The organism is Jiangella rhizosphaerae, from assembly GCF_003579925.1.
In the GTDB taxonomy this organism is placed as follows: domain Bacteria; phylum Actinomycetota; class Actinomycetes; order Jiangellales; family Jiangellaceae; genus Jiangella; species Jiangella rhizosphaerae.
This window is the reverse complement of sequence record NZ_QUAL01000413.1, coordinates 1-14,779: the sequence shown is the minus strand read 5'-3', so window position 1 is coordinate 14,779 and position 14,779 is coordinate 1. Positions and strand designations below refer to the sequence as shown.

The 14,779-nt window shown below is 73.6% G+C and carries 13 protein-coding genes and 1 pseudogene; 7 read left to right on the top strand and 7 right to left on the bottom strand.

Translation table 11 applies throughout. From position 1 onward, the window contains the following. The first annotated feature begins 76 nt into the window (after nt 1–76). Genes nirB through cobA form a run of 4 tightly spaced genes read left to right on the top strand, consistent with a single transcriptional unit; the run spans nt 77 to nt 4,819 of the window. Entirely contained in the window at nt 77–2,593 is a 2,517-nt protein-coding gene (gene nirB / locus DY240_RS27925) for a nitrite reductase large subunit NirB (protein WP_233552907.1), read from the top strand. Continuing rightward, nucleotides 2,590–2,931, top strand: a complete 342-nt coding sequence (gene nirD, locus DY240_RS27920; RefSeq protein WP_119662925.1) for a nitrite reductase small subunit NirD — start codon at nt 2,590–2,592, stop codon at nt 2,929–2,931. Before nirB ends, nirD begins: the two co-directional genes overlap by 4 nt. Nucleotides 2,932–2,969: 38 nt before the next feature. Then, nucleotides 2,970–4,100 (top strand): uroporphyrinogen-III synthase, encoded by a 1,131-nt coding sequence (locus DY240_RS27915; protein ID WP_119662927.1) that lies wholly within the window; start codon nt 2,970–2,972, stop codon nt 4,098–4,100. Further along, nucleotides 4,097–4,819 carry a uroporphyrinogen-III C-methyltransferase gene (gene cobA / locus DY240_RS27910; RefSeq protein ID WP_119662924.1) on the top strand — a complete coding sequence of 241 codons (723 nt, stop codon included), beginning with the start codon at nt 4,097–4,099 and terminating at the stop codon, nt 4,817–4,819. The genes DY240_RS27915 and cobA overlap by 4 nt, the downstream gene beginning before the upstream one ends. Nucleotides 4,820–4,824: 5 nt before the next feature. Here the strand turns inward: cobA and DY240_RS27905 are convergent, their stop codons facing one another. Further along, complete coding sequence (locus tag DY240_RS27905) at nt 4,825–6,261, bottom strand: threonine/serine exporter family protein (protein ID WP_119662923.1); 1,437 nt, start codon at nt 6,259–6,261, stop codon at nt 4,825–4,827. A gap of 50 nt (nt 6,262–6,311) precedes the next feature. Here DY240_RS27905 and DY240_RS27900 point away from each other — a divergent pair, with 50 nt between their 5' ends. Beyond that, nucleotides 6,312–6,998 (top strand): sirohydrochlorin chelatase, encoded by a 687-nt coding sequence (locus DY240_RS27900; protein ID WP_199702628.1) that lies wholly within the window; start codon nt 6,312–6,314, stop codon nt 6,996–6,998. Nucleotides 6,999–7,030: 32 nt separating this feature from the next. On the opposite strand, the gene DY240_RS27895 is transcribed toward DY240_RS27900, so the two are convergent. Genes DY240_RS27895 through ddaH form a run of 6 tightly spaced genes read right to left on the bottom strand, consistent with a single transcriptional unit; the run spans nt 7,031 to nt 13,270 of the window. After that, nucleotides 7,031–7,558 carry a hypothetical protein gene (locus DY240_RS27895; protein ID WP_119662921.1) on the bottom strand — a complete coding sequence of 176 codons (528 nt, stop codon included), beginning with the start codon at nt 7,556–7,558 and terminating at the stop codon, nt 7,031–7,033. Beyond that, nucleotides 7,555–8,706, bottom strand: a complete 1,152-nt coding sequence (locus tag DY240_RS27890) for a hypothetical protein (RefSeq protein ID WP_147375551.1) — start codon at nt 8,704–8,706, stop codon at nt 7,555–7,557. Before DY240_RS27890 ends, DY240_RS27895 begins: the two co-directional genes overlap by 4 nt. A 37-nt stretch (nt 8,707–8,743) precedes the next feature. Continuing rightward, complete coding sequence (locus DY240_RS27885; RefSeq protein ID WP_119662919.1) at nt 8,744–11,026, bottom strand: S8 family peptidase; 2,283 nt, start codon at nt 11,024–11,026, stop codon at nt 8,744–8,746. Next, entirely contained in the window at nt 11,023–11,199 is a 177-nt protein-coding gene (locus DY240_RS32570) for a hypothetical protein (protein WP_158603029.1), read from the bottom strand. The genes DY240_RS27885 and DY240_RS32570 overlap by 4 nt, the downstream gene beginning before the upstream one ends. Before the next feature lie 53 nt (nt 11,200–11,252). Beyond that, nucleotides 11,253–12,470 (bottom strand): ornithine--oxo-acid transaminase, encoded by a 1,218-nt coding sequence (gene rocD, locus DY240_RS27875; RefSeq protein ID WP_119662926.1) that lies wholly within the window; start codon nt 12,468–12,470, stop codon nt 11,253–11,255. Nucleotides 12,471–12,472: 2 nt separating this feature from the next. Beyond that, entirely contained in the window at nt 12,473–13,270 is a 798-nt protein-coding gene (gene ddaH, locus DY240_RS27870) for a dimethylargininase (protein ID WP_407659425.1), read from the bottom strand. Between the two features lie 212 nt (nt 13,271–13,482). On the opposite strand from ddaH, the gene DY240_RS27865 reads away from it, so the two are divergent. Further along, nucleotides 13,483–13,953, top strand: a complete 471-nt coding sequence (locus DY240_RS27865) for an Lrp/AsnC family transcriptional regulator (protein WP_119662916.1) — start codon at nt 13,483–13,485, stop codon at nt 13,951–13,953. Between the two features lie 247 nt (nt 13,954–14,200). Further along, nucleotides 14,201–14,779: pseudogene (locus DY240_RS27860) on the top strand (hypothetical protein); the annotation flags it as partial.

The following is a 14,779-nucleotide window of genomic DNA, read 5'->3' as shown; positions in this document are numbered from 1 at the left end:
GCAGGGCAGTGACCTGGTGGCACCCGGGGTGCATCGACGCCCAATCGGAGAACGCCGACCAGAGGATGGTGCACCAGTGAGCGCCCAACGTCAGCTCGTCGTCGTCGGCAACGGCATGGTCGGTCAGCGGCTCGTCGAGGCGGTCCGCCAGCGCGACCCGGAGCGGCGGTGGCGGATCACCGTCCTCGGCGAGGAGCCCCGGCCCGCGTACGACCGCGTCGCGCTGACGTCGTACCTCACCGGGACGACGGAGGAGGAGCTCCGGCTGGTGCCGGACGGCTGTTACGACGCCGACTGCGAGCTGGTGCTGGGCGAGGCGGTGACGCGAATCGACCGCGAGGCACGCGTCGTCGAGACGTCGGCCGGGCGCGTCATCGGGTACGACGCGCTGGTCCTGGCCACCGGGTCGCGGCCGTTCGTCCCGTCGGTGCCGGGCGCGGACCTGGACGGCTGCTTCGTCTACCGGACCATCGACGACCTCGACGCGATCCGCGAGCGGGCGGGCGCCGTGTCGTCCGGCGTGGTGGTCGGCGGCGGGCTGCTCGGGCTGGAGGCGGCGAACGCGCTGCTCTCGCTCGGGCTGGAGGCGAGCGTGGTCGAGTTCGCGCCGCGGCTGATGCCCGCCCAGGTCGACCAGGGCGGCGGCGAGGTGCTGCGGCGCAAGGTCGAGGAGCTCGGCCTGGCGGCCCGGCTGGACACCGCGACCGAGCGGATCTCCGCGGTCGACGGCGGCCTGCGGATGACGTTCGCCGGCGGGTCGTCGCTGGACACCGGTCTGGTGGTGTTCTCGGCCGGCATCCGGCCCCGGGACGAGCTGGCGCGGGCGGCCGGGCTGGCCGTCGGGGAGCGCGGCGGCATCGTCGTCGACGAGGCGTGCCGGACGTCGGATCCGTCGATCTGGGCGATCGGCGAGTGCGCGCTGGCCGGCGGCCGGGTGTACGGGCTGGTCGCGCCCGGGTACGAGATGGCCGAGGTGGCGGCCGACCGGCTGCTCGGCGGCGACGCGGTGTTCCTCGAGTCCGACACCTCGACGAAGCTCAAGCTGCTCGGCGTCGACGTCGCCAGCTTCGGCGACGCGCACGCGGCGACCGCGGACGCCCTCGAGGTGGTCTACGCCGACCCCGTCGGCGGCGTCTACAAGAAGCTGGTCGTCACCGACGACGCGTCGCGGCTGCTCGGCGGTGTGCTGGTCGGCGACGCGTCGGCGTACGCGGCGCTGCGCACCATGGTCGGGCAGCCGCTCACCGACACCCCCGAGAAGCTGCTGCTGGCCGGGCCGTCGACGTCGGACCTTGGCGACGACGCGCAGGTGTGCTCGTGCCAGAACGTCAGCGCCGGCGCGATCCGGTCGGCGATCCACGACGAGGGCTGCTCCGACGTCGCGTCGATCAAGGCCTGCACCCGCGCCGGCACCGTCTGCGGCAGCTGCGTCCCGCTGCTGAAGACGCTGCTCACCCAGTCAGGCGTCGAGGCCAACCCGGCGCTGTGCGAGCACTTCGACGTCGGCCGGGCGGAGCTGTTCGACATCGTGCGCGTCACGGGGCTGCGCACGTTCAGCGAGATCATCGCCCGGCACGGCCGCGGCCGCGGCTGCGACATCTGCAAGCCGGCCATCGCGTCGATCCTGGCCAGCCTCGGCCATGGGCACATCCTCGACGGCGAGCAGGCCGCGCTGCAGGACACCAACGACGCCTTCCTGGCCAACATCCAGCGCAACGGCACCTACTCCGTCGTGCCGCGGGTGCCCGGTGGCGAGCTGACGCCGGAAGGGCTGATCGCGATCGGCGAGGTGGCCCGCGACTTCGGGCTGTACTCCAAGATCACCGGCGGGCAGCGCATCGACCTGCTCGGGGCGCGGGTGGAGCAGCTGCCGGCGATCTGGAAGCGGCTGGTCGACGCCGGGTTCGAGTCCGGGCACGCGTACGGCAAGGCGTTGCGGACGGTGAAGTCGTGCGTCGGCTCCACCTGGTGCCGGTACGGCGTGCAGGACTCCACGTCGCTGGCGATCATGCTGGAGCTGCGGTACCGGGGGCTGCGGGCGCCGCACAAGATCAAGGCCGGCGTCTCCGGCTGCGCCCGCGAGTGCGCCGAGGCCCGCAGCAAGGACGTCGGCATCATCGCGTCGGAGAACGGCTGGAACCTCTACGTCGGCGGCAACGGCGGGTTCCGGCCGCGGCACGCGGAGCTGTTCGCGTCCGACCTCTCCGATCCGGAGCTGGTGCGCCTCGTCGACAGGTTCCTCATGTTCTACGTCCGCACCGCCGACCGGCTGCAGCGCACGGCCGCCTGGATCGAGGCGCTCACCGAGGAGCACGGCGACGGGCTCGCGTACCTGCACCGCGTCCTCGTCGAGGACGAGCTCGGCGTGTGCGCCGACCTCGAGGCGGCGATGGACCGGCACGCCGGCTCCTACACCGACGAGTGGGCGGCGGTCCTCGAGGACGAGGAGAAGCTCAGCCGGTTCGTGTCCTTCGTCAACGCCCCCGACGCCCCCGACCCGAGCATCCGCTTCGTCACCGAGCGGGGGCAGATCCGCCCGGCCGCCGGCGCCCCCGTCGTGGCCGGCCCGACCCTGGAGGTGGTGCGCCGATGACCGTTGTCGACGTCCGTACCTGGACCGTCGTCTGCCGCTACGACCGGCTGCTGCCCGAACGCGGGGCGGCGGCGCTGGTCGGCGGCGAACAGGTGGCGATCTTCCGCACCTTCGACGGCGCCGTGTTCGCGCTGTCCAACCACGACCCGTTCAGCGACGCCTACGTGCTGTCGCGCGGCATCGTCGGGTCGCGCGGCGCCGTCCCGACCGTCGCGTCGCCCATGCACAAGCAAGTCTTCTCGCTGGTCACCGGCGAGTGCCTGGACGAGCCGGGCGTCGCGGTGCCGGTGTACGACGTGCGGGTCCGCGACGGCGACGTGGAAGTGGCGGTGCCGTGACGGCGACGCCGTCGGCCGCGGCGGGCGTGGGCACCGCGATGCTGCCGCTGGAGGGCTTCACCGTCGCGGTGACCGCGGCGCGCCGCCGGGAGGAGCTCGGGGCGCTGCTGGAACGGCGCGGCGCCCGGGTCGTGCAGGCGCCCGCGATCCGCATCGTGCCGCTGGACGACGACGCCGAGCTGCTGGCGGCGACCCGCACCTGCATCGAGCAGCCCATCGACATCGCCGTCGCGACCACCGGCATCGGGTTTCGCGGATGGATGGAGGCCGCCGACGGCTGGGGCCTGGGTGAACGGCTGCTGGAACGGCTGGGGTCGGCCACGCTGCTGGCGCGCGGCCCGAAGGCGCGTGGCGCGATCCGGGCGGCCGGCCTGACCGACCACTGGTCGCCGCCGTCGGAGTCGTCGGCGGAGGTGCTGGAGTACCTGCTGGCCCAGGACCTGACGGGTCGCCGGATCGCCGTCCAGCTGCACGGCGAGCCGCTGCCGGACTTCACCGACGCGCTGGAGGCGGCCGGCGCCGACGTCGTGTCGGTGCCGGTGTACCGGTGGGTGCCGCCGGACGACGTCGCGCCGCTGAGCCGGCTGGTCGAGGCGGTCGCGGCGCGGCAGGTCGACTGCGTCGTGTTCACCAGCGCGCCGGCGGTGGCCAGCCTGCTGTCCCTGGCGTCGTCGATGGGCTTGCTCGACGAGGTGTCGGCGGCGCTGTCGTCGTCGGTGCTGCCCGCGTGCGTCGGCCCGGTGACCGGGGCGCGGCTGGAGCGGATGGGGATCGCGACCGTGCAGCCGGCGCGGTCGCGGCTCGGCGCGCTGGTCCGCGAGATCGTCGCCGAGCTGCCGGCCCGCTGCCGCACGCTGCGGGTCGCCGGGCACGCCGTCCAGCTGCGCGGGCACGCCGTCGTCGTCGACGGGGTCGCGCGCGAGCTGCCGCCCGGGCCGATGGCGGTGCTGACCGAGCTGGCCCGCCGTCCGGGCGTCGTCGTGTCGCGCGCCGAGCTGCTGGCCGTCCTGCCCGGCGGCGGCAGCGACGAGCACGCCGTCGAGATGGCGGTCACGCGGCTGCGCGGCGCCGTCGGGGCACGGGTCGTGCAGACGGTGGTGAAGCGCGGGTACCGGCTGGCCTACGAGCCCGAGGCCGCCGGATCGGTGAAGTACGGGGGGTCGTCATGACGGGTCATGTCGCGATCGTCGGCGGAGGCCCGGGCGATCCGGGGCTGCTCACGCTGCGCGGGTTCGACCTGCTCAAGCAGGCCGACGTCGTGCTGGTGGACCGGCTGGCGCCGCGGTCGCTGCTGGACGCGCTGCGGCCGGACGTCGAGGTCGTCGACGTCGGCAAGGAACCGCACAAGCACCGGCGCAGCCAGCGCGAGATCGAGGCGCTCATGATCGACCGCGCACGCCGCGGGCTGCGCGTCGTCCGGCTCAAGGGCGGCGACCCGTACGTCTTCGGCCGCGGTGGCGAGGAGGCTCTCGCCTGCGCGGCGGCCGGCGTCCCCTACGAGGTGGTGCCGGGCGTCACCAGCGCGGTCGCCGTCCCGGAGCTGGCCGGCATCCCGGTGACCCACCGCGGCGTGACCCAGGAGGTGACGATCGTCAGCGGGCACGCCCACCCGGACTCGCCGGAGTCGACGGTGGACTGGGACCGGCTGGCGGCCGGAACCGGCACGATCGTCGTGCTGATGGGCGTGACGCACCTGACGGCGATCGCGTCGCGGCTGGTGCGCGGCGGCCGGCGGGGGAGCACACCGGTCGCCGTCATCGCCGACAGCGCGGCCCGGGTCGTTGTCGCGACGCTGGACACGGTGGACTGCGCGGCCGACGGGATCGGGCCGCCCGCCGTCGTCGTCGTGGGCGACGTCGTGGCGCTGCGCGACCTGCTCGCGTCGTGACCCGCTCAGCTGCGGGTGCCGCGGGCGCGGCGGGCGACCCGGCGCTGCCAGCGGTCCATCTCCGAGCGCAGCGGCGTGGCGAGGAACTCACCGAGCGTGACGCCGGCGGCGAGCGCCAGCGCGATGCCGAACGCGCCGATGAGCTGCGCCGTGCCGCCGACGACGTCGTTGGACTCGACCATCCGGAACATCGCGTTGTAGATCGCCAGCCCCGGCAGCAGCGGCGTGATGCCGCACACCGAGATGACCAGATTCGGCGTCCTCAGCGGCTCGCTCAGGCCGCCGGCGACCAGGCCCACCACCAGCGCGGCGAGGAAGGACGAACCGACCGGGCCGAGGTCGAGCAGCTGCCGGCCCAGCAGCAGGACGCCGGCGGCCACCATGCCGACGACCACCACGACCGGGATGGTGCGCGCCCTGGTGTAGGACGCCAGGCTCCAGGCGCCGGCGATCAGGCCGCCGCTGACGATCTGGATGGTCGTCGGGATGTTGAGATTGGCGGAGTCGACGATGGTCAGCGGGATGCCGGCCCGTTGCCCGAGGTCGAGCATGACGCCGATGCCCACCACCAGGCCGATGGTGTGCAGCACCACCTCGTAGGTGCGCGCGGCCGCCGTCAGCGGGTACCCGGCGATGGCGTCCTCGGCCGAGCCGACCAGCGACAGCCCCGCCAGGAGCACGACGATGCCCGACGCGACGATCAGCGACGGCGGCAGCAGCGTCGACGACCAGCCGAACCGATCGGTCGCCCAGAGCGCCGCGAGCCCGACGATGGTCGCCAATCCGGCGCCGATGACCTGCTGGAACAGGTACGGCAGGCCGACCCGGCGCAGGACGCGCAGGGCCCGGTCGATGACGATCGTGGTGCCGGCCGCGACGAGCGCGACGAGCAGGCCGCCGTTGAGCAGCAACGCGACGCCGGACGCCATCAGGCCGAGGGCCAGCGTCACGATCCAGCGCCGGTACGGATGCGGGGCCGCCAGGATCTCGTCCAGGCGCCGCTGCGCCTCGTCGAGCGTGAGCGCCTCGCGGTGGACGTCGTCGACGAGGTCGAACAGGTCCGCGAGCCGGCTGTAGTCGGAGTTGCGCACCATGATGACGCGGACCTTGGTGATGGGGTCGTCGTCGCGGTCGATCGACGCGATGATCGAGATGAACGTGATGTCGATCTGGCAGCGGGTGACCCCGAACCCCGCCGCCAGCCGCAGCAGCGCGGCGGTCACGTCCGCGACCGGCGCACCCGTCGCGACCATGGCGTCGCCCGTGCGCAGGATCAGGTCGAGGACCCGCCGCTCCTCGTCGGCCGTCAGCCGGCTCTGCAGCCCGCGGAGCGCCAGCGGCTGGGTCGGCGGGCCCTCCGGGCGGACCACGCGCCGGGCGCGCTGGCGGAACGGGCCGTGCGCGCCGTGCGCTGGTCGGTGCGGCCGGTCGTCGGGCGTCATGATTCGACGGTACGAACATCGGCGAGCCGGCGTCGAGCGAGGATGGTGCCGTGAGCGATGTACTCGTGGCCGTGGCGCACGGCACCCGGGCCCCCGAGGGCCCCATCGTCCTGGCGTCGTTGCTGGACCGCGTGCGCGGCCTGCTGCCCGGCGTCGACGTGCGGGTGGCGTACGTGGACGTGATCTCGCCGACCCTGGAGTCGGTGCTGGCGGAGGTCGGGCCCGGAGTGCGGCCCGTCGTGGTGCCGATGTTCCTGGCGTCGGGCTACCACGTGCGCGTGGACGTGCCGTCGGCGGTGGCGGCCGACGGCGGGCGGGCGATCGTGACGCCGGCGCTCGGCCCTGACGCGGCGGTCGTGGCGGCGGTCGAGGAGCGGCTGCGGTCGTCGTCGCCCGACGGCCCGCCGTCCGCGGTCGTACTGGCGGCGGCGGGCTCGTCCGACGCGTCGGCGCTGGGGGAGGTCGCTGTCGCCGCGTCGCTGCTGTCGTCGTCGCTGTCGCGCCCCGTGGTGCCCGGCTACGTGACGACGGCGTCGCCGTCCGTGCCCGACGCGGTCTCGTCGCTGCGCGCCGCCGGCCACGCGACCGTCGGCGTGGCCTCCTACCTGCTGGCGCCCGGGCTGTTCCAGCAACGCCTCGACTCCGTCGGCGCCGACGTCGTCGCCCCGCCGATCGGGCCGCACCCGCTGGTCGCGGAGCTCATCGCCGCCCGCTACCGCGCCGCCGTCGATGGGTGAGGGATCCGGGTCGCTCTAGCTACCCCGATCCCTCACCCATCCGACGACGCTTCCTCGCGGAGCCCGGCCTCGGTGAGCCGGCGCAGGTGCTCGGCATAGTCCGCCGGCTCCGGCCGCCGGAGGGTCGCATTGCCGATGGCGTCATACACGTCCTTGGCGGCGAGACCGCGGGCCGCGAGCCATTCGGGCGCCCCGTCGCTCATGGCCTCCTCCTCGTCGTTGACGGCGTAGATCATGTACGTCGTCACCCGCGTGGAGCCCCAGTCCTCGGCCGGGACGGGATAGGGATCACCTGGGGGTGCCTCGGGCCCGAACACGTCGTACCAGATGCTGCGGTACCACTCGTCCGTCGCCCACTGGGTGGAGCCGCGCAGGGGTGGGTTCGACGAGTCGCGGATGTGCGCGGCGAACTCGTCACGGATGGCGTGGAAGCTGCCGTCGGCGTCCTCGGCCAGCCGCTTCGGGGCTCGCTCACAGGCCTCGATGTACATGTCGGCGGAGTCGGTGGTGTCGAACCAGGTCCCGACGTACCTGGAGAAGGCGTTGGTCCGTGGGATCACGTGGGGTACTCCAGGCGTACGTTGTCGGGTCCAGGTGCTGTTGACGGATAGTACGTGGTCATGACCCAGCCATCCGCTCCCTCCTTGAAGACCACCCGGACTCCGGGGTCTGCACCGTCGGTGACCGGATCGTAGGTCAGGGTCCGAACGGGCGGGGCGCATTCGCCCTCCTTGCGCATCGCGTCGGCACGGACGCGGACCCAGTCGCTCGCGGCCTCGGCGGTGCCGGTACCGGCGCCCCGATAGCCGAAGGCGTCGCCCGGGCGTAGGTCGATAACCGCTGCAGGCAGGAAGAAGGCGACCGCTCCGTCGTCGGCGTGATCGGCGAGGAGCCGTTCCAGGCCACCCGGGTATTGGTCGGCGTGTGACAGCAGCACGTCCAGTGATCGAGCGAACGCCGCCGGTGAGTTGAACCGGCTCGCCTCCGCACCGGGCCGGTGTTTCGAGATGACCTTCTGGTCGTCGGGGCGGACGCGCCACTTGTCGGCGTTGTCGGTGCCGTGGTCGGGCGGGCGGGTCCAGCCGGCGCGGAGCTCGAGGTCGCGGTCGGTCACCTGCGGCCCGTGGATCTCGACCGCATGACAATCGGGGTGGGAGAGCCACTCCCGCACCTGCTCCCGATGCTCCGGCGCGACCGCGTCGACGATCCGCTCCCGCGCCGCGTCGATGGCGGCCTGCTGGGCGGCCGGGTGGGCGGCCGCCTCGGCCTTGGACGTGGAGCGGCCCTCGGAGAGGTCGCCCAGCACGGTCGCCACGTAGGATCGGGCGAACCCCTCGGAGAACGCCGCGAGGAACGCGCGGTCACCCGGTGCCGCGAGCGGCCCGGCGTTCAGCGGCGGCAACGGCGGCAGTTGGTGGTGGTTCACGGCGAGGAGGTCGAGCAGGGCGTGCACCTCCGTGGCGATGGCCGCCCGGGTGGCCGTCGACAGCGCGGCCAGCTCGTCCGGGACGGGACGGCCCAGAGCCGCGGCCTCGTCGGCGGCGCGGCGGGCGAGCGGGTGGCGTCCGGCCCGGGCGGTCTCGGCCGGTCGCACGGCGGCCTTCGCGACCCGGGCGGCCAGCTCGTCGAGGCCGCGTTCGGCGTCGGCGCGGGCGCGCAGCAGCTGCTCCACCGCCTGGCGCAGCACGCTCTGCCCCGTCCCGCTCACACCGGTGAAAGTCGCCCCCGGTCGAACCCTGTGACACCTACGGCCACGGAACCTCGGTGCGAGTGGGCATGGCCCAGGGACCGTCGGTCACGGCGCCGACCTCCTCGGCCGACGGGCCGTCGGCGAGCGGCGGCTCGAACCCGCCCCGGCCCGGATACGCGATCAGCCAGCCCTGCTCGACGGCGTCGTCCATGCCCTCCAGCGGCCGGGCGGCGGCGGTGTCTTCGGACAGCTGCTGCCACTGCCCGCCGTCGAGCCGCCACAGCCCGGCCGGCTGGAGGGCCGAGCAGTCGCTGAAGGTCTCCGCCAGCGTCGCGTAGAGCTCCTCGCCGTTGAAGAACACCGCCTCGACGATCAGGTCCTCGGGCACCGGCGCCACCGCGACTTCGGTCAGCCCGGCGGTCTCGAGCACCGTGACCTCGGCGCTGCACGCGCCGTAGCCGGTGACGACGGCGGCCTGCTCGCCGTCGGCCGAGGCGGCCATCGGCGCCTGCGCCGAGCCCATGACGTCGGCGGACAGCTCGGCCGTGCCGGACGCCGGGTCGAGCAGCCACACCCGCTCCGACGCCTGCGCGCCGCCGGACTCGTGGACGAGCAACTGCCCGCCCACCGACCCGAGCAGTGTCTTCGTGCCGACGGCGTCGGCCGGGAAGACCGGCGTCGTCGCGGCCGTCTCCGTCAGCGTGGCGACGTCGTACCAGGTCAGCGCGCCCGTGTAGTCCATGCCGACGATGAAGTCGCCGGTCGCGCCGTCGACCTCGACGTCCTCGAGGAACGCGCCCAGGCCCTCGGAGCACCAGCCGCACGCTTCGTCGACCAGCGAGGTCCCGTCCCAGGCGAACAGCCTGCTGCCGACGACACCCGCGAGCAGCGACCCGTCGGCGGACCACTCGACCCAGCGCACCTGCGCACCGGGGTCGAGCGTCATGACCGGCGTGAGCCGGTCGCCGTCGAACGCGACCAGCTCGTCGTCGCGGACGAACACCGCGTGCGTGCGCTCCGACGGCGTCATGTCGGACGGCAGGCCGGCGAGAACCTGGTCCAATGCGCCCTCGATGTCCAGGAAGCCGTGGCCGACGCCGAGTCCGAGCCGGTCCTCCTCGTCCAGCGGGTCGAGGTCGGCGGTGTCGAGCAGCGCCTGCGCGATGTCGTCGCCGGAGGCCTCGGGCGCGGCGGCCCTGATCAGCGCGGCCGCGGCGGCCACGTGCGGCGCGGCCTGCGACGTGCCACCGATCCCCTCGTACCCACCATCGGGGTACGTGGAGACCACGGTGTTCATCAGGTCGCCGCCGCCCGGCGCGACGAGGTCGATGAACTCGTTCCGGGTCGAGTAGCCGGCCAGGTCGAAGTCCTCCTGGACGGCGCCGACGGCGATCACGCCGGGCAGCGAGGACGGGTTCTCCTGCTGGTTCCTCTCCTCGCAGCGGTTGATCGGCTGCCCGCAGTTGCCGCCGGACGCGACCAGGACCACGTCGTTGGTGACGGCGAAGTACACCGCCGCCGCCTGGACCTCCAGGCTGTGCGCCTCCTCGACGTTCGGCTCGGCCGGGATCGGCCCGCCGAAGGACATGTTCGCCACGTCGGCGCCGTGGTTGACGGCCCACACCAGTCCGACCGCCCAGCTCGGCCGCCCGGGGTCGTCGGCCTCCTTCAGCAGTACCGGCACGTCGAGGACGCTCACCCGCGGCGCGACCCCGACGATGCCGCCGTTGTCGCGCCGAGCGGCCGCGATCCCGGCGACGTGGGTGCCGTGGCCCTTCGGGTCGTGCTCGCCCTCGCCGGGGTAGTGACGGCGCTCGATGACGGCGTTGCCGAGGTCCGGGTGCGTCTCGTCGATGCCGGTGTCGAGGACCGCCAGCACGGCGCCCTCACCGTCCGGCCAGGGTAGGTCCGGCGAGCCCTCCTCGGCGCCGAGCCGGTCCAGCGTCCACTGGTCGTCGCGGCGGTCGTCGTCCTCGTTGAGGCTGACCTCGCCGACCACGCCGGCGGCGACGACGCCGTCCTCGGCCAGCAGCTCGGCCTGCCGCGCCCCGACCTCGCCGGCCGGCAGGTACTCGGTCGACGCCATCAGGCAGTTCTGGTCGTCGACCCGCAGCACGTCCAGCGCGACCAGGGAGTCGTCGTCCGGCGGGGTCGCAGGCTCGTCCGGGCAGTCCGGGCTCGGCTCGGCGGAGTCCAGCAGCGCCCGCTGCTCGTCGGCCAGCGCCACGGCTGCGGGAGCGGCACCGTCGCCGTCGTCCCTCGTGACCAGCACGATCGCGGCAGCGGCCACGATCACGACGACGACGGCGGACAGCCCGAGCAGCAGTCGGCGGTTCACGATGTGCGGTTGACCCGTTCTCCCGGCGGCAGCGGCTCGTTGTGCACGACGACGTCGAACTCGCCGCGGATCTCGATGCGTCTGGCGTCGCCGTCGGCGGCCTTCAGCGCCTGAGCCCACACGGCGGGGTTGACGCGGAGTACGGTGACCTCGTCGTCCGGCTTCTTCGGCACCGGGTCACCGTACGCCCGTCGGGTGTCCGGCAGATGACGCGCCACGCGGGCGGTCACGCGCCGTGCGCCGCCAGCACCCGGGACAGCGCGTCGACCGCGAGGTCGATCTCATCGCGCGTCACGACCAGTGGCGGCGCGAACCGGATCGTCGAGCCGTGGGTGTCCTTGAGGAGGATGCCCTCGCCCAGGAGCGCCTCACACGCCTCGCGGCCGCTCATCAGCTCGGGGTTGATGTCGACGCCGGCCCACAGCCCGCGGCCGCGGACCTCGACCACACCCCGTCCCACCAGCTCGTTCAGGCGCGCGTGCAGGTGTGCGCCCAGCTCGGCGGCCGCGCGCTGCCACTCACCGGTGGACAGCATCGCGACGACGGCGCGCCCGGCCGCGCAGGCCAGCGGGTTGCCGCCGAAGGTGCTGCCGTGCTCGCCGGGATGGATGACGCCGAGCACGTCGTGGTCGCCGACCACCGCCGACACCGGGACGACGCCGCCGCCCAGCGCCTTGCCGAGCAGGTAAAGGTCGGGGACGACGCCCTCGTGCTCGCAGGCGAACGTGGTGCCGGTGCGGCCCAGGCCCGACTGGATCTCGTCGGCGATGAACAGCACCTGCTGCTCGTCGCACACCCGGCGCACGTCGGCCAGGTATCCGGACGGCGGCACGACGACGCCGGCCTCGCCCTGGATCGGCTCGACGAGCACGGCCACCGTCGTGTCGTCGATCGCGGCCTCGAGCGCGGCGGCGTCGCCGTACGGCACCACGCGGAAGCCAGGCGTGAACGGGCCGAAGTGCGTCCGCGCGACCGGGTCGGTGGAGAAGCTGACGACGCTGATGGTGCGGCCGTGGAAGTTGCCCTCGGCCACGATGACCGTCGCCTGGTCCTCGGGCACGCCCTTGACCTCGTAGCCCCACTTGCGGGCCACCTTGAGGCCGGTCTCGACGGCCTCGGCGCCGGTGTTCATCGGCAGCACGAGCTCCTTGCCGGCGAGATCGGCCAGCTCGCGGGCGAACGGCCCGAGCACGTCGTGGTGGAAGGCGCGGCTGGTCAGCGTGACGCGGTCCAGCTGCGCCCTGACGGCGGCGACGATCTCGGGGTTGCGGTGGCCGAAGTTCACCGCCGAGTAGGCCGCGAGGAAGTCGAGGTAGCGCCGGCCCTCGACGTCGGTGACCCACGCGCCCTCGGCCTCGGCCACGACCACGGGCAGCGGGTGGTAGTTGTGCGCGGTGCTGCTCTCGACGAGGGCGATCGCGTCCTGGGTGCGGGTGGTCTGCATCGTCACGACTGCTCCTCGGCTGTAGACGGGTGGTGCAGTTCCAGGGTGGCGCACTTGATGCCGCCACCGGACTTCAACAGCTCGGATACATCGACGGGAACCGGCTCGAACCCGGCGCGGGCCACGGCGTCGGCCAGCTCGCGCGCCTGCGCGGCGAGGACGACGTGCCGGCCGTCGCTGACGGCGTTCAGCCCCAGCACCAGCGCGTCGGCCTCGGTGGCGACGATCGCCTCGGGGAACAGCGTGGCCAGGACGTCCTGGCTGGCCGGTGAGAACGCCGGCGGGTAGTACGCGATGGTGTGCCGGTCGAGCACGGCCAGTGCGGTGTCGAGGTGGTAGAAGCGCGGGTCGACCAGCTCCAGCGGCACGACGGGGACGCCGAAGACGGCTGCCAGCTCGGCGTGCGCGGCGGGGTCGGACCGGAACCCGGCGCCGGCCAGGATCCGGCCGCCGGCCCAGGCGAAGTCGCCCTCGCCCTCGTTGACGGCGACCGGCTCGGTGACGCCGATGCCGACGCCCTCGAGCCAGGCCCGGTGGGCGGGCGCCTCGTCGGCGCGCACCAGCTCGCGGAACCGGGCGCCCAGCGCGCGGTCGCCGACCACGAACGCTCCGTTCGCCGCGAACACCATGTCCGGCAGCCCCGGCCGCGGGTCGAGCAGGTGCACCCGGTGGCCGAGCCGCTCGTACGTCGCGCGCAGGTGCTCCCACTGGGCCAGCGCGCGGTCGCGGTCCACCGGCCGGGACGGATCCATCCAGACGTTGATCGAGTAGTGCACGGCGAAGTGGTCGGGGCGGCACATCACGTAGTCGCGGGTCGTCGCGACGCGGTGGCCGCGCGAGGGGAGGCGGGTGAGCTCCCTGGCGTCGTTCACGGTCACACCAGAAAGGTAGGGTCGCGGTCCGGCGGTGATCGAGATCGTTCCGTTGCGCGCCCACATGCGAAACGTTGCGTCCGTTCTCGCACTGACGGCGATTCGTTGCGCTCGTCACAAGGAACGGGGACGATCAACCCATGACACTCGACGTGCTGGACGAGCGGATCATCCGGGTCCTCATGGCCGACGGCCGGGCCAGCTACGGCGCCATCGGCGCGAAGGTCAGCCTGTCGGCGCCCGCGGTGAAGCGGCGGGTCGACCGGCTGCGGGCCCGCGGCGTCGTCACCGGGTTCACCGTCCGGGTCGAGCCGGCCGAGATCGGCTGGAGCACCGAGGCGTACGTCGAGCTGTTCTGCAACCCGCGCACGACGGGCGACCAGATCGCCCGTCGGGTGCAGACCTACCCGGAGGTCGTCGAGGCGTTCATGGTCACCGGCGACGCCGACGCCCTGCTGCACGTCTTCGCCGGGAGCATGCAGCACTTCGAGCGGGTGCTGACGGAGATCTCCGCCGAGCCGTTCGTCGCCCGCACACGCAGCGTGCTCGTGCTGTCGCCGCTGCTCCGGCGCGTCCAGGCGCCCCGCACCGACGTGGAACCCGCCGACTGAGCCGCCCCTCGCCCCCCGCCCACCAAAGTTGATCTTGGAGTAATGCGCCTAATGCCGGGCGATATGTCCGATAGATACCGGCATTTCTCCAAGATCAACGTGGGGGTTGCGTCGGAATTACATTGGTGTGGTTAGTCAAGGCGACACGCCGTGTGACGGTTGAAATTCTTGTGATTCCTGTTCCCTCACGTGACTTCCTTGGTTACTGTGCTTCGTGGGACGCCAGGTACGGGGGAGGTCGGCAGGGTTGCGCACCGGGCTCGTGGCAGGGGTGTTCGCCACCGCGCTGGCAGCCGGCGTGGTGGGCCCGGCGTTCGCCGAGCCGGTCGTTCCCAGCGAGTCCGACATCCAGGACGCACGTGACGCCGAGGCGGCCGCGGCGGGCAGCGTCGCCGCCCTCGAGGCGCGGCTGGCCGCGCTGACGGCGCAGGTCGACGCGCTGTACATCGAGGCGGCCAAGGCGATCGAGGCGTACAACGGCGCCCGCGTGCTGCTCGAGCAGGCCACCGAGGCGGAGCGGACGGCCCGCGAGACCGCCCGGCAGCGCGCGGCGGAGGCCGAGCAGGCCCGCGTCGCGCTGGGCCGGATGGCCGCGGCCACCTACAGTCAGGGCGGCCAGCTCGCCGGCGTCGGCATGGTGCTCGGCGCGGACGACGGGCAGGCGCTGTACGAGGGCATCGGCGCGCTGCGCGCCGTCACCCGCTCACAGACGACCATCGCGCAGCGGGCCCGCGACGCCCGGCAGGAGGCCGACGACGCCGCCGCCCAGGCGGCCACGGCGCTGGCCGAGCGGTCCGCCGCCGCCGAACAGGCCGACGCGGCCAGG

Coding starts and splice junctions, on each gene's coding strand:
- nirD (WP_119662925.1), top strand. CDS start 2,590: ATGACCGTTGTCGACGTCCGTACCTGGACCGTCGTCTGCCGCTACGAC.
- DY240_RS27915 (WP_119662927.1), top strand. CDS start 2,970: ATGCTGCCGCTGGAGGGCTTCACCGTCGCGGTGACCGCGGCGCGCCGC.
- cobA (WP_119662924.1), top strand. CDS start 4,097: ATGACGGGTCATGTCGCGATCGTCGGCGGAGGCCCGGGCGATCCGGGG.
- DY240_RS27905 (WP_119662923.1), bottom strand. CDS start 6,261: ATGACGCCCGACGACCGGCCGCACCGACCAGCGCACGGCGCGCACGGC.
- rocD (WP_119662926.1), bottom strand. CDS start 12,470: ATGCAGACCACCCGCACCCAGGACGCGATCGCCCTCGTCGAGAGCAGC.
- ddaH (WP_407659425.1), bottom strand. CDS start 13,270: ATGTGCCGCCCCGACCACTTCGCCGTGCACTACTCGATCAACGTCTGG.
- DY240_RS27865 (WP_119662916.1), top strand. CDS start 13,483: ATGACACTCGACGTGCTGGACGAGCGGATCATCCGGGTCCTCATGGCC.